Genomic DNA, 25,008 nt, shown 5'->3' with positions numbered 1-25,008 from the left:
TCAACGATAACTTATACTTTTTAAGTATTATTTGATGATATATTAACGAACTACATTACTTATAGAACTCTCGGGGGAAGCATAATTATGCCTCCCCCAAGCCTGATTACCCCATCATTCAGCGACAGCTTTTCGTCCGCCGCGCAGGCGCTCCCAGAGATGAGCACCCTTGATAATGACTTTTGCAATTGCTGGCGTTGTCGTCGGACGCAGCAGGCGCGGATCGTAACCAGCAAAACGACGATCATTCTCATCAAGGCAGAGCTGCATCAGCTCAGGAACCTTGATGTCAATATTCGTCATGTCCTTGGCGCCAGTTACCGTGAAATTGTTGTCCTGCGTATGCTCCTCGCCATTGTCGTCAATGGAACGGGCTAGTCCCATGCGCTCGTAGGCTAGGAAGATCCAGACGCCAATGACGCGCAGTTCAAACCAAGGACGTTTCCAGAACGGCATGGTGGCGCGATGCCATGCGAGCCAGTTGGCGAAAAGCAGAATATGACGGCACTCTTCCTGCATGACCGGCTCAAACGTCTCGATCAGTTCCATTGGGAACAGACCGGCGCGTTCAGCCAGCGCGAACAAACCGAATGCGAAAAAGCTGTCCACGCATTCGGAAAAACCTGTGACCAGGTAAGCCCATTCCGTATCCTTCGGCTCCACATAGGGAGGCTCCGGCGCCATCGGAATTTTATAGGCTTCGACCAGCTTGCTCAGAACTTCCTTGTGCCGGTTTTCTTCCCAGGCATTGCGGGACAAGGCGTCCTTCATGTCCGGGTCATCAATCATCGCAGCATAGGCTGCCATCCGCAGACGGGCCTTGCCCTCGGTCTGTACCGCAATATCCCAGATTGGCAGGGACGTGATGCGATGCAGCGTCTCCGGGTCCAGTTCCGGCCAGTCGATGACAGATGGTTTGTATGGATTGAACGTGTCGCGGAACATCTGCGCGACAGCCTTCTTGTGCTCTTCCGTTCCCGGCTTGAGAGGTCCCTTGATCGGGCTGCTCCAGTGACGCGCTTCGTAATCGACGCGTTCAAGCGTCTTCTCCGACGGTGCGTCGGGAAGGTGGGAATAGATGTCAGCCAGGCTTTTCATGATATTTTCGCGGCGTGCCCTGCGACACGCCGTGCCCCTTGGAGCTTGTCGTTTTACTTCAGATCGGTCGCGGAGTGGATGATACGGTTCACTAGACCGTATTCAATCGCTTCCTTTGCGGACATCCAGTAGTTGCGGTCCGTATCCTTGGCGACCTTTTCATAGGTCTGTCCGGTTTCCTTGGCGAAAATCCGGTTCAGACGCTCGCGCATCTTGATGATCTCGCGGGCCTCAATGTCGATATCCGTTGCCGGACCACGCACACCACCCATCGGCTGATGAAGAAGGAAGCGTGTATTCGGCAGGCAAACGCGACGTTCCGGACGGCCCGCCGCATAGATCAGCGCACCGGCGGAGGCGACCCAGCCCGTGCCAATCATGTTGATAGGCGCAATCGAATCCACAAAGCGGATCATGTCATGGATCGTGTCGCCACTTTCTACATGGCCGCCTGGGGAGTTCACATAGACGTCGATCGGCTTGTCGGACGACCCGGCAAGCGCCAGCAGGCGTCCCGTGACGTCACGCGCGATCTTGTCGTTGATCCCACCAAAGATCAGAACCTTGCGCTGGTCGAACAGGCGGCTTTCGAGTTCGCTGATCGGGCTGTTCAGCGTCTTGTTGTCGTCTTCCGGGGCCTCTGGGGCATCGGGCTCGTCGTCCAGACGGGTAAGGGTCATTCTGGTGATGTCCATGTCGTTTCCAGATCCATCGTGCGTCTTCATCCCCCTATCCTGCGCTTCGTTTGCCTTCATGCCAAGTCCGGGAAAGACGAAGTCTCGCCATCCCGATCACGAACCGCTAGTCTCCGCGCTGTTCAGAGATTTGACGAAGGCAGGAACGGCACAGTGGGTTCAGGGAACATGACGCATCCCGGGAAAGCGGTAACGCGCAGAAATGCGGGAAAGATCCCGTTCATGCTGCTGCTGGCCGCGCCCCTCTTTACCGCCTGCCAGCATCAGGACGCCGTCGATGTTCCGGCTGGATGGTGGCATAATTTTGAGGGCGGCGAGATCGCCAAACTGCGTCCGCCCCCGCCGGGACAGAACCTGCCATACCCACATGTTGGTCGTACCCCCGCTCAAAATCCGGAAATGCCGTCCCCCGAGGCGCGCGTTAACCTGACAATGCAGCTGGAAGCCCAGCGCAATCTGGCCCAGCGCGAGAGCGCGGCTCAGGGCACACTTCCCACCATACCGCCACCGCCGCCGAAAACTGCACCGTCGGCCGTCAATCCGACCGGGACTGAACCGGAAGAGCAGAACAACCTGACCATGACGTCAGTTGGACAGCCAGCGGACACAACACTTCCTGTCGATGCGGCTCCAGGAGCAGCTCCGGGAACTCCTGCGCCTGCCACCAAGCCTGCCACCCCATCAAAAACGCCACAGCCAACCACGCCAGAGGCCGAACTTCCGCCAGTGGTTGCTGCAGCAATTCCGCCAACGCCTCCAGGAGAGTTTCCGCAGATCGGCGCGCTTCCACCACCGCCGCCACAGTTTCCAGGCTTTGATCTTCCCCGAGATGCCAATCTGACGGGTCCTCTCCGCCCGGACATCGATACCTCCACCCCGGAAGGCACGCTGATCCGCTTTCAACCTTCGACAGATCACGTCGTAGGGGACCCTTCAAGCGACTATCAGCGAATCATTTCCCAACGCGGGGATCAGAAAATTACGATTCTTGGCTTTGGTGCGGCCATGAGTGCGGATGCAGGTCTGTCTACGGCCGATCAGGGCCGTGAAATTGCGCTCGGACTTTTGCGCGCCCGTACAGTAGCCAATGCGCTTATCCAGCGAGGCGTCCCGGCTTCGGCCATTGTCCTGCGCGCCGAGGCCATCGGCAACGGTGTTCGCGTCAGGAATGGCGGCTGATCAGGTCTGACAGGAACATGTCTTAAAGGACTGTTCCTCTTACAGAAAAACCTGTCTATCGTGCCTCTTCCCGTAATCTTCTTACCCTGAGCTGGTCATGACCGAAGAGTTCCACCGCATCCGCCGCCTGCCGCCCTATGTGTTCGCTGAAGTGAACAAGGCCAAGGCTGCCGCGCGAGCGGCCGGTGAGGACATCATTGATCTCGGCATGGGAAATCCGGACAGCGCTCCGCCGGCTCATGTCGTGCAGAAGCTTGTCGAAACCGTCGGTGACCCGCGCGCGCATGGCTATTCCGTCAGTCGTGGTATCCCCGGTCTGCGTCGCGCCATGGCGAACTACTATGAGCGCCGCTTCAATGTCTCCGTCGATCCAGAAACGGAAGTCATCGCAACGCTGGGGTCCAAGGAAGGTCTGGCCAATTTGGCCGCTGCCATCACCAGCCCCGGTGACACGATCCTGGTGCCGAACCCGTCCTACCCTATCCATCAGTTCGGGTTCATCATCGCAGGCGCGTCCGTCCGCTCCATTCCGGCCACACCGGATGAGGACATGCTGCGTGCGCTGGACCGTGCCGTACGCCACTCCGTTCCGAAGCCAACCGCGCTGATCGTCAACTTTCCGTCCAACCCGACGGCCTTTGTTGCCAATCTCGATTTCTACAAGGAAATCGTGGCTTTCGCGCGCCGGGAAAACATCTGGATCCTGTCGGACCTCGCCTATAGCGAGATTTACTTCAATGCGGATGAACCACCGCCATCCCTGCTGGCTGTACCAGGCGCGAAGGATGTGGCCGTGGAGTTCACCTCCATGTCCAAGACATATTCCATGGCGGGCTGGCGCATGGGTTTTGCCGTTGGCAACCCGAAGCTGATTCAGGCCCTGACGCGTATCAAGTCCTATCTGGACTACGGTGCCTTCACGCCAATTCAGGTGGCCTCGGTCGCGGCTTTGAATGGTCCGCAGGATTACGTGTCCGACATCCGCGCCATGTACAAGGATCGCCGGGACGTTCTGCTGCGCGGCCTGAGCTCTGCGGGCTGGGATGTTCCTGCCCCCGCCGGATCCATGTTCGCATGGGCCCCTATTCCCCCCGCTTTCGCTGACATGGGAAGCGTGGAATTTTCCAAGCTCCTGCTGAAAGAAGCTGGCGTGGCCGTCGCACCCGGCCTCGGCTTTGGCGAATATGGCGAAGGGTTCGTCCGGATCGGACTTGTCGAAAATACTCAGCGGCTGCGTCAGGCGACGCGGGCCATCAAGAGCTTCATGAGCCGGCACGGTGCCGGTGCATCGACCGCTGATCTTCTTGGAGCTGCATCATCGTGAAACCACTGCGGATCGGACTGGCCGGACTAGGGACTGTCGGTGTCGGCGTCATTCGTCTTCTTCAGAAGAATGCCGAAACGATTACGGCCCGGGCCGGTCGGCCGATCGAAGTGGTCGCGATCACGGCGCGCAGCCGGGACAAAGACCGTGGCGTCGATCTGTCTGGCATGCGCTGGCATGACAAAGCCGTGTCCGTCGCACAGGACCCCGAGATCGACGTTGTTGTTGAACTGATCGGCGGTTCCGAAGGCCCGGCACGCGACATGGTAGAAACGGCCCTGACACGCGGTATCCCGGTTGTGACAGCCAACAAGGCACTCGTTGCACTGCATGGCTCGGAACTGACGCGTCTCTCTGCCGAAAATGCTGCGCCGCTGTTCTTTGAGGCTGCGGTCGCTGGCGGAATCCCGGCCATCAAGCTCGTCCGCGAAGGACTAGCAGCTGATCGTCTGGATAGCGTGGGTGGCATCCTGAATGGCACCTGCAACTACATCCTCACGGAAATGCGCACGACCGGGCGCGATTTCGGGGACGTCCTGACAGAAGCACAGGCCAAGGGATACGCAGAAGCAGAGCCTTCCACGGATGTTGATGGTTGGGACACGGCTCACAAACTGGCCATTCTTGCCGGGATTGCCTTCCAGCCCATCGTTTTCGACACCCTCCCCGTCCACGGTATCCGAGATGTGACAGCCTCGGACCTGACGTTCGCCAATGAACTGGGATACCGTATCAAACTGCTCGGTATGGCTCGCGCCACCGGGGATAATGGGATCGAAGCGTGGGTCCGTCCCTGCCTCGTCCCTGCCAAGGCAGCCATTGCCGCCGTGGAAGGGGTCTTCAATGCCGTCACCACACAGGGGCCGTTCAGCGGTCCCATCACAATTTCCGGCCGTGGCGCTGGCGAAGGTCCAACGGCAAGCGCCGTGGTTGCGGACCTGATCGACCTCGCCCGCGGGGCAAACCTCCCGGTCTGGGGCGTCAAAAGTGCTCCGGCACCTGTGTCCTGCACAAGTCTCGGGGAATTGAAGAGCGCATTCTATATCCGTCTGGATGTGGAAGATCGTTCTGGTGTCATGGCCGATCTGACATCCGTTCTCCGTGACCATGATGTTTCCGTGCATTTTGTCTCGCAACATGACGCTGCGGCGGGACGTGCACATCTGGCCCTGGTGACGCATCAGGCCCCAGAAAAGGCTATTTCTGCAGCTATAACAGCACTTTCCGCGCTCCCAGTTGTTAATGGGGCTCCTTTAGTGCTCAAGATCGAGGATTCTCTCCAGTGATCGATCCCACAAGTGTTCTTCCTTACCGCGTTACCGACCGCAACCTGGCGCTGGAACTTGTCCGCGTCACGGAAGCGGCCGCCATTGCCTCTGACCGCTGGACAGGCCGTGGCCTGAAGAACGACGCCGATGGTGCGGCCGTTCAGGCCATGCGCGCCGCCTTTGATACGGTCGCCATTGATGGCGTCGTCACCATTGGCGAAGGCGAAATGGACGAAGCACCGATGCTCTATATCGGTGAAAAGGTCGGCTCCGGCGGCCCAGCCATGGACATCGCGGTTGATCCGCTTGAGGGCACAAACCTCTGCGCCAAGAGCCTGCCGAATGCCATTACAGTGGTTGCTCTCGCCGAGCGCGGCAAGTTCCTGCATGCCCCAGACATCTACATGGAAAAGATTGTCGTCGGACCGGATCTGCCGGAGGATGTCGTCAATCTGGACTCTTCCATCGAAGAGAACCTGCGCAGTCTTGCGAAGGCCAAGAAGCGCGACGTGTCAGACCTCGTCCTCTGTACGCTGGACCGTGAGCGCCACGAAGAACTGATTGCCCGTGCCCGTCAGGCCGGTGCCCGCGTTCAGCTTCTGAGCGATGGTGACGTCGCTGCTGCAATCGCAACCTGTATCGATGGTGGCGGTGTGGATCTTTATGCTGGTTCAGGCGGTGCGCCCGAAGGCGTGCTGGCCGCCGCAGCAATCCGCTGCATGAATGGTCAGATGCAGGGCCGCCTGCTGTTTGAAGACGATGCACAGCGTGAACGCGCCCGTGAAATGGCCGATGGCAAAGATCCGACGCGCCTTCTTGGACTGCACGACATGGCCGCCGGTCACGTTTTGTTTAGCGCTACAGGCGTTACCACTGGTTCCCTGCTGAAAGGTGTCGAGCGTATCGGTCCGACGCGCGCAAAGACGCATTCGATTGTCATGCGTTCAAAATCAGGCACAGTTCGCTATATTGAGAGCCATCACGACTTCAGCCTGAAGACAAATCGACCATCCTGAATGGAGTAGCATGTTAGAAGACGATACGGGCCTGGTCCTCGGAGTATCCCGCAGCGCAGGCAACCGTCGGTGGATCTGGCGCGATCCACGTCTGGCAGAGGCGGATAACCGCCTCGCCCTCGGTCTGGCCCAGCGTGCGGCCATTCCGGAACTTCTGGCCCGTATCCTGACAGCCCGTGGCGTTTCCGCCACGGAAGCTGCTTCTTTTTTGGACCCACGTCTCCGCGATCTCATGCCCGATCCATCCTGCCTGCAGGATATGGATGCTACCGCATCCAGATTGGCCGAAGCTGTTCGCAAGCATGAGCATGTGGGCCTTTTCGGCGACTATGACGTCGATGGGGCCTGCGGGACTGCACTGGTCTGCGATACGCTTCGTGAAATGGGCTGCACAGTCAGCACCCATATTCCCGATCGGATGACCGAGGGTTACGGCCCCAATACAACCGCTCTGGAAAAGCTTGTCGCTGACGGTGCGACCCTTCTGGTCTGCATCGACTGTGGAACAGCCGCCATCGACATTCTGAACGGCTTCCACGGTCAGACCGACGTCATCGTTCTGGACCATCACAAACCGGATGGTTCCATTCTTCCCAAAGGTCTTGTCGTAAACCCCAACCGACTGGACTGCACCTCCGGTCTGGGATCAATCTGCGCCACCGCCGTCGCGTTTCTGACAATGGTCGCCACAGTGCGCCTCCTCCGTCAGGAAGGCTGGTTCACAGACGGGCGTCAGCCGCCTGACCTTCTCAAACGCCTCGACCTCGCAGCCCTCGCCACCATCTGTGACGTGATGCCTCTGACCGGCCTGAACCGCGCTCTGGTCATGCAGGGACTGCGCGTCATGGGCCGTGGGGAACGGCTCGGTCTGGCAACCCTGTCTTCCGTCGCTGGCGTCAAGGAAGAAGCCAGTGCCATGGCCTGCGGTTTCGCACTTGGCCCACGGATCAACGCGGGTGGCCGGATTGCGAAAGCCAATCTGGGTCTGCGCCTTCTTCTGTCTGACGACGTCATTGAAGCCCGAGCGCTGGCGGATGAGCTCGACAGCGTCAATCGACAGCGTCAAACAGTTGAAGCCGGTATTCTGGCGCAGGCCATGGAGCAGGCCGAGCAGCAAATAGAAGACGGGCACGCCGTTATCTTTCTGCATGGGGAAACATGGCATCCCGGCGTTGTAGGTATTGTCGCCGGACGTTTGAAGGAACGCTTTAATCGCCCTGCCCTTGTGGGGGCTTATACAGATGGCATCATTAAAGGCTCTGCCCGCTCCGTACCGGGCCTCGATATTGGAAATGCCATCATTACGGCACGGCAATCCGGTCTGCTGGTCACAGGTGGCGGTCATGCCATGGCAGCAGGCTTTTCCCTGACAAGCGACAATGCTCCAGCATTCCATGACTTTCTGGATACCACTCTTTCCGAAGCACACGCGCTCCCTGTACAGGAAGCGCTGCGCATCGACGGTGTTCTAACCCTGCGCGGTGCTTCGCTTGAAGTTGCCTCCCAGCTTGAGCGACTGGCTCCTTTTGGACCAGGTAACGAGGAGCCCGTTCTGGCGATCAGCAATGTACGATGCGTCAAAAGCGATCGGATCGGCAAAGACGGTAATACGCTGCGTCTGATGTTCCAGGGTGAGGACGGAGGGACCCGACTGAAGGCGCTCGTCTTCCGTGCAGGAGACAAACCCTTCGTGCCCCTTCTGGAAGATCGAGCAATGCCGCTTCTGCATCTGGCGGGACATTTGAGGGTCGAAACCTGGCAGGAAAGAAAAAATCTAACTTTTTTCATTTCTGACGTTTCAGCCGCTTGACGGGGGTCCGGAACCCCCTTATACACCCGCTCACGCCTCCAGTCCCGTTCGTCTAGAGGCCTAGGACACCGCCCTTTCACGGCGGCAACACGGGTTCGAATCCCGTACGGGACACCAAGGTATTCAGCTAAAAACTGAGTTCCTCACACAGAATGAGAAGCTCATTTTGACCACTTCAGTGCGAGTGCTATCTGCTGTTAAGTGTGTAAATGGGCTGGGGCCAAGCTTTCAACAATCTCACCTCAATATACCGGGATTGACTGTCGGATCAGTTTACACTGTGTCCGTGATAGATCGTTCCTACGCCTGAGGCACCACGCCAGTGGCCCGTATGTCCTCGAGAAATACTTCAAAACAATAGGTTATACGCAAGAATGCGTTGTCCTGCCCAGAACAGACCGATAGCGGCAATCACAAGCGAGCCAGGTATCGCAATACGGCTTCTGAACCATGGGCGCTTTCTGAACCAGCCCACCGCCAATGTCGCAAGCAGGATGATAAAAAGCTGCCCTGCATCGACCCCCAGATTGAACCCTAAAAGGGCACCAATAAAATCACGCTTGGGGAAAGGCACTTCGCTCAGACTGCTGGCAAAGCCGAAGCCATGAATGAGCCCGAACGCAAAAACCACCAAAAGCCGCATTATGCCCAACCGGGGGCTGAAGACATTTTCCAACCCAACAAATGAAATAGACAGCGCAATCGCAGGTTCTACAAAACGACTTGGAAGCTCGAAAATCCCATAGGTCGAAAGAAACAGTGTTGTCGCGTGCGCAACGGTGAAGACCGTGGTCTGTGAAAGCAGTTTCCGCCAACTAATCCCAAGAAAGAAAAGCCCGAGAACGAACAGGATATGATCCGTTCCTTCAGGAACAATGTGCCTGAAGCCCAGCTTGAGATAAATCGGAAGCTGTTGCCACCACGCCAACGTATCTGGATCAAAACTGGCAGATTGATCAGCGTGATGAGTAGGAAGTTTGCCACGATACTCGAAGGACAGACTTTCATGTTGTCCCGCATCCATCCACCGGGTCTGTGTAAAATGTCGCTCAGGAAGTTGGAGCGTGTATGCAACAGGGTAATCAATCTGGGCGCCCAGCGGTATCCGAAGCTGTAAAGCCCCTCCCTCCGGAGGTAGCGCAACATCAAACTGGAAATGCGCAGGCTTGTCTGCTGCCAGATCCATGTATTCTGCCTGACTTTTCTGAGAGAAGCCGTACTTTACAAACGAGAGATGTAACGGTTTCGATCCTGCAAAAAGGGGCAGAACACGGGTAATAAGAGCAGCGACATGCTGCACTTCTGCCTCGTGTTGCGGCCCTTTTCCGATTGCCAAGGCATAATAACGAGCGGGATCACCAAGCAGAACTGTCAGATCCATATCGATCATGACGGTGGCCGCATCAGGTCGATCCAATGACACCAGAACTCTCGTCATGGATTCAGGGTCAGCCTCAGCAACAGAGGCCAACCCGAAAAGGGTCACAATGAGCAAGCTGCAAAGAACAGTCCTGAAAAACCGTCCCAGGCTGCGAACCTTCCTCATACCTTACCAGACCGTCGGCATCGTCTGCCCCGTCTGAAGAAGCACAAGCCCGCTGGGATTACCCGGATAGGGAACAACCAGCCGCCATGTGAAGGGACTGCATGTAATCATGGATATCAGAAGTCTCCGCGGATATCCCGGCGTTCCAATCCATTCCAGAGTATCCGCTTTGGCATAGACATTTTCCATGCTGGCCGCTGCATCCGGGATGGACCGGCTCGTCATCAGACCTGCAATTTCCAACTGCATTTCTGCCAGAATCTTGCCGTGAGACACCATCACGATGCCTCCTTTAAGTTCGGCAATGCGATTGACGGCTAGCGCCATGGCTTCGTCACTCGTCCCCATGACGGTGATATTATGCAGATCATGAGAAACAGATGTCGCAATCGCACTGTCTGGCGTCTTTGGGCCATTGCCCGTCCAGAACATCTTTCCCAGACGTCCCTGCCCCATGTAGCGATCCACAGTCGCGACTTTGATGATGTCATGGGCAATATCGCGCTGAACAACTCCGTTCACAACGGATAAAGTCGCGGTCTTCTGCACGGGGTCAGTATAAAACGGTGCCTGGATGGCGGCTGTGACGTGTGTCGTTCTGCCTTGAGGGGCAAGGATTTCAAAATCCTTTGCCGTCAGCTTCCTGCCAATATGAATGGTATCAGAGGCCCAGGACGGCCATGTGATTTTAGGAACGGGAAAAAGATACGTCCCATCCTGAGCCGCCAGCTTTCCATTCGCAAAAACATATTTAATTTTGACATCTCGGACGGACGACAAAAGAACCACATCGGCATAGCGACCCGGCGTGATTGATCCGACAATCTGGTCCATATGGCCGTGCTGCGCCGGATATAAGCTCGCCATGGCATAAGCGGCTTCTACCGGAGCGCCCATCTTGATGGCCAGCCGGATATGATAGTCCATCGTCCCCTGCTTCAGGGTATCCGCAACATTCCGATCATCCGTGACAAGGGAAACATTGCTCCAGCTTTTCAGTCCCTTATTAACGAAATAGGGGATAGCCCGCTCAATATTATCATCCCGCAATTGCAGGAACAAACCGTGCTGAAGCTTGTTCCAGGCCTCCTGCGGCAACCGGGTTTCATGATCGCTGGACAGACCCGCGCCCGCAAAAGCGTTGATCGTATCCATATCCCACAAACCGGCACCGTGACCGTCGATCACCCCACGATTATCAAACGTCGCCTGAATGTTCTCCCAAATACGCTGATGCCCGGGGTGTGCAGGGTTGGATACCGCAGGCCAGTCCATGACCTCATCCAGTCCCTGAACCCGTGGATTGTTGCGAATATTGTCCGCAATTTCCTGATAGGCGTAGCTGCCCCCACCCTGTTCAAAAGCGGAAGGCGGCGTAGCCGATCCCAAAGCAGGAAAGATTTTCAGTGGGCTTCCGAGCCGTTCAGGCGTTAGCCAGAACTCCACGTTATGCACGCCGCTCACATTGGCAAATTCATGTGAGCCCTCGGTCGTCCAGGTATTTCCAAGGGGAATAACAAGAGCCGCCTCCCATTCCGGGGACAACATCGAGCTTTCGATGTGCTTATGGGACTCTCCAAAGCCCGGTACTGCCGGAAGGCCCTTGGCATCAAACACCGAAGACGCATGGCCCTTCCACTGCCCGGCTGGCCCAACCCATGCAATGCGTTTGCGGGCGATAGCAATATCCTGCCCGTCTTCCCAACTCAGAGTATAGACATTCAGTACCCGAGCATTGTGAATCACAAGATCGGCCGGTTCCCGTCCCAGCGCAACAGCTACAAGGGTCTGCCGCGTTTTGACTTCATCGCTGAAGGCAATCGGATGCAGCACATGGCTTGCCGTAGGCACATCAGAAGCTACTCCCGAGGCCATCGCGCCCGCCCCCATAAAACTCCCGATGCAGGAGCAGGACAGGGCGATTATGGAACGACGCCACAGAGACAGGACGATAGGCATTTTGATGATCCAGTCACTCAAAAAAAGTGCCGGAGTGTAGGCTGACTAATAACGTATTCGCAATATTTTCAAAGGTGTTTTTAATCGAACGCTCTGAAGCAGAATATATCCTACTCCGTACGGTTTCCATCCGTTTCCTACGTCTCTGAGCTTTTCGTCGGATACACAAACACATGAAACACGCTGTGGATTGCGGGGATCTTCAAAGGGCTCTAAAAACAACAATGAGAGTCATTCTTATTTACAGAAAATATTTTGGACTGGGCCGTAAAGGGCCAGATTTCACCACAGGGAAACTTCAGAAACATGCTCATCCACGTTCCAAATGTTCTGTCCGGCGAGGAAGTCCGCTACTGCCGTGAACGCCTGAAGACGGCAGAATGGACGGACGGCCGCGTTACGGCTGGAGAGCAGTCTGCAAAAGCAAAACTGAACCTTCAAATTCCACAAGATTCAGCCATATGCCGAGAGTTAGGGGAAATCGTTCTCCGCGCCTTGGGGCGTAATCCGACGTTCAACAGTGCGGCCCTGCCCTTGCGGGTTTATCCCCCCCTTTTCAACCGGTACGATACCGGAATGCACTTCAATGCTCATGTCGATAATGCCATCCGGCCCGTTCCTGGGGCAGGCTTTCGCATTCGAACAGATGTTTCCTCCACGCTATTCCTGTCCTCCCCGGAAGATTATGATGGCGGAGAACTCGTCATTCAGGACACATATGGCCAGCAGAGCATCAAACTGCCAGCGGGCGATATGGTCGTATATCCCTCCACCAGTCTGCACAGCGTCAATCGTATTACGCGTGGAAGCCGCTGGGCGTCCTTCTTCTGGTCTCAATCTATGGTTCGGGATGATACAAAGCGCGCTTTGTTGTATGATTTTGACTGCTCCATCATCGAAACCCGCAAAGCATTGCCCGATGATCACCCAGCAGTTCTGGGCCTGACCTCCACCTACCATAACCTTCTGCGGCAATGGGCTGAACTGTAAACACGACAGCCACCAGACACAGAGCCTCAGAGCAGGAGCAGCGCTCTCCACGCTCACATCGCATTTTATCAATATAATCTGACGTCAAAACAGGCTGTTGCAACCAGCTATATCCGGGCAAGGCAGTTACAGGATTACCTTGCCCCCTCGAATAGCAACACCTCCCTGCCCTCCTCCGCACGGCTAAAGGATACGGCTATGGGGTAAAGCGTTTCTGGCATTTGAAACTGTTCTGCTCTAAAGGATTCACCTTTCTGGCAAACCACTTTGACTGCACTGGCCTCTTGTCAGAGACAGAGCCATAGAAATTATTCTTTAGCGTTTTGTTAGTGTTTTCTCGCAACACTGGCATCGTATGGACAAGCGGGACAGACTTTGTGATACCCCCCCCTGATTTTGGAACTTACCTCGAATCACTTCAAACGTGGTCCGAAAGCGCACATGATTCTTTTGTTCTGCACGCCCTGGACTGCTCAGCTATTGTGGCCGTTACCAATACGCGCGGACAGATCCTCTCTGCCAATGATAAGTTTATTGAAATCAGCGGGTATTCACGAGAAGAACTGATCAATCAGGATCACCGAATGCTCCATTCCGGCATTCACGATTCAAGCTTTTTCCAGAAAATGTACAAGACGATTGCACAGGGTAACGTCTGGCATGGCGAAATCTGCAACCGCCGGAAAAATGGTCAGCTTTACTGGGTTGATACAACAATTGTTCCGCGACGTGCTTCAAATGGAAAAGTCACAAACTACGTTGCGATCCGCTTCGACATTACCGCCCGGAAAAATGCCGAACAACGACTTACGGCTAACAAGCTGAAGCTTCAGGTAGCAGTTAATACGGACTTCCTGACGCATATTCCCAATCGCACATCATTCTCCCAATACCTCAAAGATCTTTTCACCTACGATCATCCAGACAATCGGTATGTCTGCCTGTGTCTTCTCGATATTGATACTTTCAAGGCCATTAACGACACCTCAGGCCATGAATCCGGCGACCGGCTGCTCAAGCGTATTGCCAACAGACTCAAAGCCTTTCAGGCAACAGATTGCTTTATCGCGCGTATTGGAGGCGATGAATTCGCCATCATCATGGTATCAGATGAGCCGCAGACATTTGAAATCCGGCTCAGGAAGATTCTTGAGACGATGCGCTTTCGTTTCAGGGGCGGTGGCCTGACGCATCATTGCAGCGCCAGTCTGGGCTATGCCGTTTCACGCCTTAATGACAGCCGGAGACGTGAGATCCTGCGATGTGCGGATCTGGCACTTTACGAAGCCAAGGCTGAAGGACGCAACCGCATCAAGAAATACGCCCAGTTCATGAAGGAGAAGACCGAAAGGCGCTCCCGCATGAGAAAGGCTATTCAGCTTGCTCTCAAGAAAAAGCAGTTCAAGCTTTTTTATCAGCTCGTGCTCCCCCGAGACAACAAACGCCATCCTTCCTTTGAAGCCCTGCTACGTTGGGATCATCCCGAACGGGGTCTGCTTGGCCCGCACTATTTTCATGAAGCTTTTGAAGATGCTGAACTCAGCATTGCCATTGGTGATTTTGTGCTGCGTCAGGCCCTGACGGACATTCAGCATCTGACAAAACAGAAGATCCCGTTTGAACGCGTTGCCATCAACGTCACGTCAGAGGATTTCCGGGATTATAATTTCACTGAAAGACTATTTCGGGAAATGCAGCGCCATGCTGTGCCTGCCGAAAAAATTACCATCGAAATTACCGAAAAAATCCTTTTCGGAATGCATAACCAACACATTCTGGACGAACTGAAGAACCTGCACCGAGCCGGTATCCAGATTTCTCTGGATGATTTCGGAACCGGTTTTGCGTCTCTTACCCATCTCCGCACCGTGACCTTCGACCACGTCAAAATTGATCGGGTCTTTACGGCAGGTGTGACGGAACGTGGGATTGACACCGCCATTATTCGGGGCGTGATTGATATCGTCCACAGCATGGGGCGCGTTGTGGTTGCCGAAGGCGTGGAAACAGCCGAACAGGCAGATGCCCTGGCCGTTATGGGATGTGATTTCTTTCAGGGATGGCATTTTTCCAAAGCCATTCCTCTTTCGCAAATTCCCCATATCCTCAATCTGAACGGACCACCGTGGATACGGCATGATCCGTTTGTGCTGGATATCGAAGTGGCGGAATAAATTCCGCTCATAGCCGGGAAGCCAAAAAAAGAGGCAGACACTTTCGTGCCTGCCTCTTCTGATTATTCAGAACCGCTGATCAATACCCGTCAGGATTGTCCGACGCAGACCATATTGCGGCGCACCAACACCAATGCCACTGCCATCACGCAGAAGGTAGGTCTTGTCGAACAAGTTCGTCACATCAAGACGAAGCTGCGTCTGCTTCAAGAATGGAACATGGAACAGATCCTTGAAGGACTGAACCAGAGACAGGTTGAACGTCGCATACTGCGGAACCGACGCACCATTCGGTGTTGCCCCATCGGCTCTCAGGCCACTTCCGTACACCATTGTCGCTGACAGACGCAGCGGATGGCCGGTCTTGTAGAACGCCGTGTAGCTTGTTCCCGCAGACGCCGTCCAGCGCTGGTCATGATCCAGATGGACCCAATGCTTCTTGATGTAGGACAGATCGTCCGGATCGAAGTTCCACTCCCCGGACACCACATCCTTGCCGATCGCGCGCGACCAGGAGAAGTTGCCGTACACGCTGAATGGGCCGCGTGTGTAATCCGTTGAGAACTCGTATCCGTGCACCTGACCACGCCGGTAATTGAATACCGACAAGATGACCGGCGAGCCGAACTGTCCTTCGTCGATCATGTTCTTCGCCAGTTTAACGTAGGCATCAAACGACGCATGCCAGCCCGGAAGGATCGTCTGGGAAAAACCAGCATCAAAGTAATGGTCGCGCTCAGCTTTGACCGTGCTGTTCTTATAGTTCGCAGGCTGCGCAGAGGTGCCTGTGTATTTGTACAGGGCCGTTCCGGTCACGAGTTCGAACGGCGGCGGCGTGAAGTACCGGGAATAGCCCGCATGGAAGGTTCCACCATGCCACGGCTTGTAAACGATATTGATGCGCGGGCTGACCTGCTTTGAATGGGTATATTCATCCACACCATCAAATCGCAGACCATAATTGATGGTCAGGTTTTTGATCGGGCGCCACTCATCCTGGGCATACAGTCCATACATCCAGCCAGTCCGGCCTGAACCCTCATGAATGTTCGCCGTATCGCCGGAGTAAACGGCGTTACCGTCGTCGTCTTCACCCGTCTGTGTGTAAACGGTTGAGTCAGACTTGGACGTGTTGCGTTCGACATAGATTTGATAGCCGAAGCGGACGGTATGGTTCTTCGCCGCCTGCCAGGTCGCATCCGTCTGGGTGCCTGTTGAGAAAACGGAACGGGCCGCACGTTGGGCGATACCGTTATAAACCAGATCACCCAGAGGATCGGGCGAATATCGCAGGGAACTGTATCGCAGAACGGCAGACGTCTGGAAGCTCAGACGGCCCATATCCTTCTGAAGGGACAGCATGCCAAAATCGGTAATTTCTTTCTGATGTTCGCTCAGGCTTCCGCTGTCTCCTGTACCGTACTGGTTCTGGGACAAAGAGCTTCCAAGATAGGATGGGTTGGCAAACTGACGCTGCTGACCCGGATTGTTCGGAAGCTGGTACTCAGCATTGGAAACACCTGCCGTCAGGCTGATCCGGGTATTCTCGTCGACCGTGTAACGGGCGTGGCCGAGGAAGTGATACTGATTGGTCAGATCATGGATCGCGTTGAAACTGGGGGTCGTATTTTCAATGCCAACACGATTGTGGACATAATCAGCTGTCGCGAACCAGTCCCACTTGCCCTCGTGACCGCCATATTGAAGTGACGGGAAGAAATAGTCGCGCGCACCGCCGTAGATGGAGATGCTGCCACCTGGGTCGGAATAGCCGTTCTTGGTGTTGATATCGATCACACCAGCCTGAAGAAATCCGTACTCGCTGGGGAGTGCGCCGGTCGTCAGGGACATGGAATGTGCAAAGCGGGTCATCAGCGCCTGACCGAAGACACTCATGCCTTCCGGCAGTGCTACACCGTCCAGACGAAACTGAACTTCATTATGATCGCCACGGATATGGATCTGACCATAACTGTCCTGCGCGACACCCGGAGCCTGAAGCAGAACAGAGGTCAGCGGTGCATTGTCACCACCCGGATTGGTTTCGATATCCTGACGGCTGAAACGATAGGTAGTCGCCCCCGTAGAGGACTGAAGTGCGTCACGCGCGCGCTCCAGATGGGCGTTGACGACAATATCATCTTCGCCCGTCCGGCTTGTCTCCGTCACTGTCGTTCCGTGCTGATTGTCGGAATGACCGAAGCTGGACCGGGAAGTTTCAGTTTCAGCAGTCGTTGTCCCTGCCGTTGCGTCCTGTGCATGAGCAGCACCACAAAGGGCGGTCGTGCACCCAAGGAGCACAAGGAAAGATCGGGCAGACACAAAAGGCAGCATGCAGTCCTCAACAGACGAAAAAGATAATCAGCGGCAGCTTTGTATTATGTTATATCATAACGTATCAAGCCGAAGCGGACTCTTTTCCCCCTGTTTGCTTGCTCTGGCTTTCGGGTGAGATATAAAAGCCACAATTTCTGCCGTGTGCCGGTATCTCCCCTTTCAGAAGAGTTACTTTTCCCATGTCGTTTCGCAGGGTTCTTTTTCTCGGCGCCAGCCTTCTGAGCGCCACGTCCGCCTTCGCAGAGACGCCTCCACACAGCCAGAAATCGCACCGGCACATCACTCCCAAAGCCCTTGAGGCGCACACGGACGAGACCATCAAGGTCAGCGTCAGAAGAACGGATTTTGCTTTTCAAGCCGCCCAGAAACAGCCGGATGCCGATACGCGCCTGACCGCAGAGCGCCTGATCGAGCGCGGTGTTATAACGTTACGCGACGTTGAGCGTGTTGCTCCCAATCTGACGATTCAGTCCATCAACGGCACAGCCTCCACAAACTTCTATCTTCGCGGCGTGGGCTTCAACGACTTTACCCAGAACAACATTCCAACCGTTCTAACCTATTTCGATGACGTGCCATTTACCTTTTCGACCATGGCCAGCGGCCTGATGTTCGATCTGGCAGATGCAACGGTTACACCGGGCCCGGTCGGCACCACGCATGGACAGTCTGACACGGGCGGTGAAGTCCGCTTCCGCACGGCAGACCCGACGAGCACCTGGCATTATGGCGCCAGCGAAGACATCGCTTCCTACGCCCGCAGTCGAAGCGAAGCCTATGTCTCTGGCCCGCTGGCCAAAGGGCTGGATTTTCGTCTGGCCGGGCAAACCCGGCAAGGTGGCGGATGGCAAACCAATCCCGTTACGGGTGCTCACCTGGGGGATGCAGACTCCTGGGCCTTACGCGGAAAACTTCGCTGGCGCCCGGATAGCAAAACAACAGTTCTGCTATCCGGCCATTTCGTTCAGGATGACAGCGAAGTCGTGACCGGGATTCCCGTTCATCGTCTGATTGGATCACAGGGATTACCCTCTCTGGGACGGCAGCAGGCGCAATGGTCTCTCCGGCCTCAGTTCGCGGATCTTATTGGCCGTCCACGGAGTCTCAAACCCAGCGAGCATAATCAGTTCTGGGGCTGGGATCTTCATATCGACCGCGATCTGGGATTTGCCAAAATCACATCCATCAGCGCCTTCGAAACAGAACGTCAGGGCGAATACACGGATCAGGACGGAACATCTGCCTCACAGGCCGACACTTATCGGACTATTAGCGCCAACGCGTTTACGCAGGAACTGCGGCTCTCATCCCGTGATCCGTCCAGCCGTCTGCAATGGGTTGTCGGCGCATTCTATCAGCGCAGCCGGATGAAACAGCGCTTTCTGTTCGATTACACGGATTACTCCGCCCGCGGCTACATGATGTCCACCAACTTTGGGATGAACCAGGAAAGCACGTCCGAGTTTGGCCATATCAGTTATCGTCTGCCGCATAACGTGACGCTGTTCGGAGGCTTGCTCCACGAAGTTGATGATCGCTCACTGACAGGTCTGAAATCGGAAATCTTCGGCCGATCGACTCATATCTTTCAGCCTGAGAGTACGGCCTCGGCCCAGTTTGCCGGACAGGTTGGCGTCTCATGGCAGATGCTGCAAAGCACCATGGTTTATTACAAGCTAAGCAAAGGCTTCAAACCGGGCGGATTCAGTGCAAACAATACCCAGATTCAAGCCCAGCTTGACCCATTCGGGCCGGAAACCGTGCTGACCCACGAAGTCGGCTTCAAAAGCGATCCGATTCCGGGAAAACTGCGCCTGAACGGCGCGGCCTTCTACAATGATTTCCATGGGCAACAGGTCGTCGGCACAGTTCTGATTCCGAATTATGGTCCGCTTAGCGAGATTACCAATGTTCCAAAATCCGAGAGCTGGGGTTTTGAGGGCACGCTGGAAATGCACCCTGTGCGGCACGTCTTTGTGACGCAGAATATTGGCTGGCAGCGGGGCAACTATCAGGATTTCCCGAACGTCAATCGCGCCGCAACAAATGCCTATTACGCCAAAACCGGCGTGTGGAAAGCCATAACCAATAATTTTGCAGGCGTGGATAACGGTCAGCCCAAACTGACCCTGAACGGCCAGGCCGAATGGCGGCAACCCCTCACAGACAAGCTGGGCCTCGATATCGGGCCTGACTGGTCTTATCGGGGGAGTCAGGCCATTGCAGTTGGAGGAACTGGCTTTTATCGCCTGCCGCCGTATTTCCTGCTGGGCGCCCACGCCACCCTGCACCCCGCTTCAGGGCACTGGGAGGCTACGGTTTACGCGTCGAACATCCTGAACCGCCAGTATTTCGAAAGTGGCGGGATGGCGACAACAACATACTTCTATATCCCCGGTACCCCGCGGTTTATCGGTGGCCGTATTTCAAGTAACTTCTGATCTGGAAGCACATGATTAAAGCCCGCTTACTGGCGGGTTCCAATCATGCAGCGAACCAGCCCCTTGATATCCCGGATATTGGCCTCTGTTTCCAGCGGACAGTTCCACAATGTGTCCATTGCGCGGAAGTGTATTGTGCTGAGAAGCATGTCCAGAACCGTCTCGGCCGGGTAGCAGAACCCATCTTCACCACGCTGTCTTGCGCGCTCCAGAAAGCGGCGCATTTCCAGACGAGCGGGCTCAATGCTGACCTCGCGCAGGACAGTTCCGAATTCCGGGTTGTGAACTGCCTCACCCAGCAGGGTGCCATACGTGCGTCCAAGTGGTGTCGCCAGAAACCGGATACGTGCCTCTACAAGCTGATCGACGTCTCCAAGAAAACTTCCCGTATCGACATCGGGAGTCAGGCTGGTCTTCCACTGACGGATTGCGTCAAAGAACATGGCCTGCTTCGTAGGCCAACGCCGGTAAACGGTTGCAGTTGAGACGCCTGCGGCCTTGGCCACCTTACCAATCGTCAGGCCCTGATACCCTTCTTCGGTCAGGACCGTGGCAATTGCTGTCAGAATCGTGTCTTTCAGCAGAAGATTGATGGGTCGACCAGGCGAACGCCCTGCCCTCATATCTCCGAGATGCGGCGGAAAAACTTCCTTTACCGCTAAAGATGATGACTGGGACATACCCGGCCTCCCTGTTGAAAAAAGGTCTTGTCTCTAGCCTTAACGAAATCGAGAGGCTTTTCACAAGGCTTAAGATTGGTGCGTTTCTCGGAAAAAACACCCCTCATGAAATTGTGAGCATTCCATGAGAGACAAGCCCGGCGTCTTTCCCACCTTTTTCAGGCAAGCTGACAGGGTATTTTATTCAGAACGTCGGAGGCGTGCAGGCGCTGATCAGTTCGCAGGGCTCCTCACCAATGCAGCGGAACCTGTGAGGTTTGCGGCTCTCGAAATAGTAGGCATCACCCGGCCCCAGAATATGGGTCTGATTTTCTACAGTGATTTCGACCTGGCCGCGAATAACAACGCCTGCCTCTTCCCCCTCGTGAGCATAGGCAACACCCGTATCCGAGTCAGGCTCGTAGCGCTCATGCAGAACCTGAAGCGAGCGTCCGAACAGGTTGCTGCCAACCTGTCGCAATGAGACGCCCCCCTGCCCGATTTCCGTGAGATCACTGGCCTCATAGAAGTATTGCTCCTGCCCCTCAGTCTGGAAGCTGAAAAAATCTCCTAGCGTAACAGGGATACCATCAAGCACGCGCTTCAGAGTACCGATTGAGGGATTCATATCGCCTGATTCGATCAGGGAAATTGTAGAATTGGTGACACCTGTACGCTTGGCCAGTTCCCGCTGAGATAGATTTTTTGAGACACGAACAAGCCGCAGTCTCTGACCAACATCCGCCACCATTCGCTCTCCCCGCTCTGACAGTCTTTGCAGTATGTCATAACGGTTCAGGAATGGAACACGGAAAAGACCGCTACGCCAATGGGATGCCGGTCAGAGATGTAGCCACAGATCCCGCAAATTCTTTGCGACAAACCTATCTCTCGAAACGGATTAAACGAGCGATGATTTATGGTAACTTTATTAAATTGCGAAATTCACCAACCCCATGATGCTTCCACAAAAAAAGCCTGCCCGATGCAGTCGGACAGGCTTTGGGTCAGGCAAACATCAAAACCGTTCTTTGCAGTAAGTCAAAGAGCGACAAGACTCCGCCAGATCATATAGGCCGCAACGACAAAGATAACGCCAGCAAAGAACGTGGTTAAGGTACTACCCACCCCGGCCAGACGACGTGCCGCAGACGTTCCCAGCGTACTCCCTATAACGCCTCCGATTACAAAGAGAGCGGCCATAACCCAGTCAACATACCCTGACAGCATGTAACTCAGGGCTGTACTTGCACCAAAAGCCGCGACTGCAACCAGCGATGTGCCAATCGCATTCAGAATAGGCATTCTTGTACAGGCGACCAGAGAGGGAACGATCAGGAACCCACCTCCAATACCGAAAAAGCCGGAAAGAAGACCTGTCCCAAGCCCACTGGCCATGACTTTGGGCATGTTGTCGCGGTTGCAGGCAGCTCCTGCAATTCCCGGATTGCGGCGCCCCCGGAGCATCAGGACACCCACGACAATCATCAGGATGGCAAAGCACAGAAGCAGTTTCTGGCCATCCACCTCTTTCCCCAAAGCTGCGCCAACCAGGGCACCAACTACGCCAAATGGTGCAAAAACAGCCGCACACCGCCATTTGACTGTTCTTTGTCGCGCATGACTGACCAACCCGGCCAGCGCGTTGACAGCCACCGCCAAAGCGCTGGTTCCGATAGCGACATGGGGATTTTTTACCCCCACTACATAAACCATCAGAGGCACAGCGAGGATGGACCCACCCCCGCCAATCAATCCAAGCGTGAAGCCGATAATGACGCCACAGAACAGTTCAATCGCGATATGCATTGCTCTGGCTAACGATCATTTCTTACTAGACTTCAAGGGCTTGGGAGCGACAAAAAGCTCATGCCCCTTGAGCATTCCCTTCCAGTACAGCGCGGGCATAACGTATTTCTTCAGCCACCAGGCCAGACGGGTCGCCTTCTGACCGTTGAGCAGCCATTTCGGCATTGTCGGAGCGAGCTTGCCCCCATAGGAGAACTCAGCCAACACGATTTTGCCGTTCTCCACCGTCAACGGGCACGCGCCATACCCATCATATCCTGAAACCGGATCCTTGCGCTTCAGGAAAGCCAGTACGTTTGTTGCCACGACAGGAGCCTGAACACGCACAGCCGCCGCCGTCTTGGCGCAGGACGTACCGATCACGTCTCCAAGAGCAAAAATCTGCGGGTAACGGACGTGCTGCAATGTTTCGGGATTGACCTCCACGAACCCGTCCGAGCCCGCGATGGCGCTTTCACGCACGACTTTCGGGGAGACCTGTGGCGGGACGACATGCAGCATATCGAACGCACATTCCACGCGATCAACACCGGTTTCCGTCTTACGCTCGAACACGGCAATGCGCTCCGGCCCGTTTACTGCCACCAGCTTGGAGCCAAGATGCAAAGCGATATCGTAGTCACGCACATAATTCATCAGGGCGGGAACGAATTCCTTTACACCAAACAGGCCTGGCGTTGCTGTATTGAAATCGACCGAAATGCTTTTCAGAACACCCCGACGGCGCCATGCGTCACAGGCCAGGTACATGGCTTTCTGCGGGGCACCAGCACATTTGATCGGCATCGGAGGCTGCGTAAAGATAGCCTTGCCGCCCTTCAGTTGCTCCACGAGTTGCCAGGTGTATGGCGCCAGATCATAGCGGTAGTTGGACGTGACACCGTTCTTGCCCAACGTTTCCGTAAGACCCGGAATTGCATCCCAGTTCAGGGAAATGCCGGTTGCAACGATCAAGGCATCATAAGACAGAACCGTCCCGTCCTCCAGAACCACCTCACGCGCTTCCGGACGGAAAAGTTCTACCGCATTCTTTAGCCAGACCGCGCCCTTCGGAATCAGATCCTGTTCACGCCGGCGCGTCTGCGCGGCCTTGAAGACACCGCCACCCACCAGCGTCCAGCCCGGCTGATAGAAATGTTCTTCGGAGGGCTCCACAATACCCAGCGCAAGAGCGGAATCGCGCTTGAGCAGGCTTGCCGCGACAGACAGACCACCGGCTCCACCGCCAATGACCAGAACCTGAAAATGACGTGCCCCCTCACGAGATGGCATGGAAGGCGCTGGCACAGCCTCAAGACGAGACTTCAGCCCTCCCAGATCAATCCCTGCACGCGCGGCATCCGCAAGAATGTCACTGGCCGGACGAGAGCCAGCCTCTGCCAGAGCCCAGATCTGGGCAGCACGGGTGCCAGAGCGACAATACCCGACAATTGGGGCTGGCAGGGATGTCAAAGCTGCACGGGTTGCCTGAATCTGCGAGTCATCAGGCACAGTCCCTGCCTTAACCGGAATGGTAACAAACGCCATATCCGCCGCTTTTGCAGCCTCAGCGACCAGATTGGCTTCTGGCTGTTCCGGGGCTTCACCATCCGGGCGGAAACAGATGATGCTGCGGAAGCCTTCACTCTTCAGAACAGCAACGTCCTGCGGTGCGACCTGAGGGGAAACAGCATAGCGTTCCGTGATATGGTTTGTCGGCATTGTAACCTCTCCGGTGATAATGAAACTGGAAAAACAGGGTTCGCTCAGAGGCGGTTGACGGGAATTTTGATGTAGCTGATGCCGTCTGCTTCCGGCTCGGGCATATGGCCGCCACGCATATTGACCTGTACGGACGGCATCAGCAGCTTGGGCATGGCAAGTGTGGCATCCCGCGTTGTACGCATGGACACGAATTCGTCTTCACTGATGCCATCATGAACATGGATGTTGCACTCGCGCTCCAGCGCAACCGTCGTCAGCCAGGCATAGTCATCGCGGCCGGGTGCTTTGTAGTCATGACAGAGAAAAAGGCGCGTCTCTGGCGGCAGGGACAACAAACGACGAATGGACTGGAAAAGCTCACGGGCATCGCCCCCCGGAAAATCCGCACGAGCCGTCCCGAAATCTGGCATGAAAATCGTATCCCCCACAAAAGCGGAGTTTCCGATAACAAACGCCATATCAGCGGGTGTGTGACCAGGGACGTGCAAAACCGTAACGGGAATTTCACCAAGCGAGAAAGTCTCGCCGTCCTTGAACAGTCGATCAAACTGGGACCCATCACGAGCAAAACGTGTTCCGGCATTGAAAATCTTGCCGAAAACATTCTGGACGCGAATAATGTCCGCTCCAATTCCCAGTTTTCCGCCAAGCTGTTCCTGCAACCATGGGGCTGCCGACAGATGGTCAGCGTGTGCATGGGTCTCAAGCTGCCAGTCCACCGTCAGCCCTTCGCGGCGGACATAGTCCACAATCACCTGTGCAGAGCCGTTGGATGTGCGCCCGGCAGCGGCATCATAGTCGAGCACGCTGTCGATAATGGCTGCACGGCGCGTCACCGGGCAGTGAACGACGTGACTGGCGGTATTTGTCGCTTCATCAAAGAACGTGCAAACTACAGGAGATGGAACCTCACCGTTCTGCACACGCCTGATCTGGGCTGTCGCAGCTTCAATGGCAGCATCGCGCATGACGTTTTCACCTCTGGAGTTTATCGTTTCC

The 25,008-nt window shown here is 55.5% G+C and carries 18 protein-coding genes and 1 tRNA gene; 9 read left to right on the top strand and 10 right to left on the bottom strand.

Going from position 1 to position 25,008, the window contains the following annotated elements; genetic code table 11:
- Nucleotides 1-114: 114 nt before the first annotated feature.
- Together HKD32_RS00845 and HKD32_RS00840 are read right to left on the bottom strand one after the other, a co-directional pair.
- Complete coding sequence (locus tag HKD32_RS00845; RefSeq protein WP_010500788.1) at nucleotides 115-1,098, bottom strand: ferritin family protein; 984 nt, start codon at nucleotides 1,096-1,098, stop codon at nucleotides 115-117.
- Between the two features lie 53 nt (nucleotides 1,099-1,151).
- A complete protein-coding gene (locus HKD32_RS00840; protein WP_026017357.1) occupies nucleotides 1,152-1,793 on the bottom strand; it encodes an ATP-dependent Clp protease proteolytic subunit in 642 nt (213 codons plus the stop codon).
- A gap of 18 nt (nucleotides 1,794-1,811) precedes the next feature.
- Between HKD32_RS00840 and HKD32_RS00835 the strand changes: the two genes are divergently transcribed.
- The 6 genes from HKD32_RS00835 to HKD32_RS00810 all read left to right on the top strand — a co-directional run bounded on the left by HKD32_RS00835 (nucleotide 1,812) and on the right by HKD32_RS00810 (nucleotide 8,507).
- A complete protein-coding gene (locus HKD32_RS00835; protein ID WP_234781807.1) occupies nucleotides 1,812-2,972 on the top strand; it encodes a hypothetical protein in 1,161 nt (386 codons plus the stop codon).
- Nucleotides 2,973-3,069: 97 nt separating this feature from the next.
- Nucleotides 3,070-4,296 carry an LL-diaminopimelate aminotransferase gene (locus tag HKD32_RS00830; protein ID WP_010500783.1) on the top strand — a complete coding sequence of 409 codons (1,227 nt, stop codon included), beginning with the start codon at nucleotides 3,070-3,072 and terminating at the stop codon, nucleotides 4,294-4,296.
- Nucleotides 4,293-5,582 carry a homoserine dehydrogenase gene (locus tag HKD32_RS00825; RefSeq protein ID WP_061932810.1) on the top strand — a complete coding sequence of 430 codons (1,290 nt, stop codon included), beginning with the start codon at nucleotides 4,293-4,295 and terminating at the stop codon, nucleotides 5,580-5,582. Before HKD32_RS00830 ends, HKD32_RS00825 begins: the two co-directional genes overlap by 4 nt.
- Nucleotides 5,579-6,580, top strand: coding sequence for a class II fructose-bisphosphatase (gene glpX / locus HKD32_RS00820; RefSeq protein WP_061932812.1), 1,002 nt, complete (start codon nucleotides 5,579-5,581; stop codon nucleotides 6,578-6,580). Before HKD32_RS00825 ends, glpX begins: the two co-directional genes overlap by 4 nt.
- Before the next feature lie 10 nt (nucleotides 6,581-6,590).
- Entirely contained in the window at nucleotides 6,591-8,390 is a 1,800-nt protein-coding gene (recJ, locus tag HKD32_RS00815) for a single-stranded-DNA-specific exonuclease RecJ (protein WP_061932813.1), read from the top strand.
- A gap of 41 nt (nucleotides 8,391-8,431) precedes the next feature.
- Nucleotides 8,432-8,507 (top strand) — tRNA-Glu (locus HKD32_RS00810).
- Between the two features lie 232 nt (nucleotides 8,508-8,739).
- On the opposite strand, the gene HKD32_RS00805 is transcribed toward HKD32_RS00810, so the two are convergent.
- Together HKD32_RS00805 and HKD32_RS00800 are read right to left on the bottom strand one after the other, a co-directional pair.
- On the bottom strand, nucleotides 8,740-9,876 hold the full coding sequence (locus HKD32_RS00805) for a HupE/UreJ family protein (protein ID WP_234781810.1): 1,137 nt from the start codon (nucleotides 9,874-9,876) through the stop codon (nucleotides 8,740-8,742).
- A 63-nt stretch (nucleotides 9,877-9,939) separates the two neighbouring features.
- Complete coding sequence (locus HKD32_RS00800; protein WP_061932817.1) at nucleotides 9,940-11,895, bottom strand: adenine deaminase; 1,956 nt, start codon at nucleotides 11,893-11,895, stop codon at nucleotides 9,940-9,942.
- A 306-nt stretch (nucleotides 11,896-12,201) separates the two neighbouring features.
- On the opposite strand from HKD32_RS00800, the gene HKD32_RS00795 reads away from it, so the two are divergent.
- On the top strand, nucleotides 12,202-12,885 hold the full coding sequence (locus tag HKD32_RS00795; protein WP_010500776.1) for a Fe2+-dependent dioxygenase: 684 nt from the start codon (nucleotides 12,202-12,204) through the stop codon (nucleotides 12,883-12,885).
- 482 nt (nucleotides 12,886-13,367) lie between these two features.
- Nucleotides 13,368-15,059: a putative bifunctional diguanylate cyclase/phosphodiesterase gene (locus HKD32_RS00790; RefSeq protein WP_226993302.1), complete on the top strand. Its 1,692-nt coding sequence runs from the start codon at nucleotides 13,368-13,370 to the stop codon at nucleotides 15,057-15,059.
- Nucleotides 15,060-15,125: 66 nt separating this feature from the next.
- Here HKD32_RS00790 and HKD32_RS00785 read toward each other — a convergent pair whose 3' ends face one another.
- Nucleotides 15,126-17,393 carry a TonB-dependent receptor gene (locus HKD32_RS00785; RefSeq protein WP_194257346.1) on the bottom strand — a complete coding sequence of 756 codons (2,268 nt, stop codon included), beginning with the start codon at nucleotides 17,391-17,393 and terminating at the stop codon, nucleotides 15,126-15,128.
- Between the two features lie 182 nt (nucleotides 17,394-17,575).
- On the opposite strand from HKD32_RS00785, the gene HKD32_RS00780 reads away from it, so the two are divergent.
- Complete coding sequence (locus HKD32_RS00780) at nucleotides 17,576-19,837, top strand: TonB-dependent receptor (protein WP_194257345.1); 2,262 nt, start codon at nucleotides 17,576-17,578, stop codon at nucleotides 19,835-19,837.
- 26 nt (nucleotides 19,838-19,863) lie between these two features.
- Here HKD32_RS00780 and HKD32_RS00775 read toward each other — a convergent pair whose 3' ends face one another.
- The 5 genes from HKD32_RS00775 to HKD32_RS00755 form a co-directional block, all read right to left on the bottom strand.
- Nucleotides 19,864-20,517 (bottom strand): TetR/AcrR family transcriptional regulator, encoded by a 654-nt coding sequence (locus HKD32_RS00775; RefSeq protein WP_010500769.1) that lies wholly within the window; start codon nucleotides 20,515-20,517, stop codon nucleotides 19,864-19,866.
- A gap of 184 nt (nucleotides 20,518-20,701) precedes the next feature.
- Nucleotides 20,702-21,247, bottom strand: a complete 546-nt coding sequence (locus HKD32_RS00770; RefSeq protein ID WP_010500766.1) for a cupin domain-containing protein — start codon at nucleotides 21,245-21,247, stop codon at nucleotides 20,702-20,704.
- Nucleotides 21,248-21,537: 290 nt separating this feature from the next.
- Nucleotides 21,538-22,305, bottom strand: coding sequence for a sulfite exporter TauE/SafE family protein (locus HKD32_RS00765; protein ID WP_194257344.1), 768 nt, complete (start codon nucleotides 22,303-22,305; stop codon nucleotides 21,538-21,540).
- Nucleotides 22,306-22,320: 15 nt separating this feature from the next.
- Complete coding sequence (locus HKD32_RS00760) at nucleotides 22,321-24,006, bottom strand: bifunctional protein tyrosine phosphatase family protein/NAD(P)/FAD-dependent oxidoreductase (RefSeq protein ID WP_194257343.1); 1,686 nt, start codon at nucleotides 24,004-24,006, stop codon at nucleotides 22,321-22,323.
- 44 nt (nucleotides 24,007-24,050) lie between these two features.
- The gene (locus tag HKD32_RS00755) at nucleotides 24,051-24,977 is read right to left on the bottom strand and encodes an MBL fold metallo-hydrolase (protein ID WP_061932827.1); all 927 of its coding nucleotides are present in this window, start codon (nucleotides 24,975-24,977) and stop codon (nucleotides 24,051-24,053) included.
- Nucleotides 24,978-25,008 lie beyond the last annotated feature (31 nt).

It is taken from the genome of Gluconobacter japonicus, from assembly GCF_015244665.1.
Taxonomy (GTDB): Bacteria; Pseudomonadota; Alphaproteobacteria; order Acetobacterales; family Acetobacteraceae; genus Gluconobacter; species Gluconobacter japonicus.
Note: the sequence above shows the minus strand (reverse complement) of the source record. Positions and strands in the feature narration are given on the sequence as shown.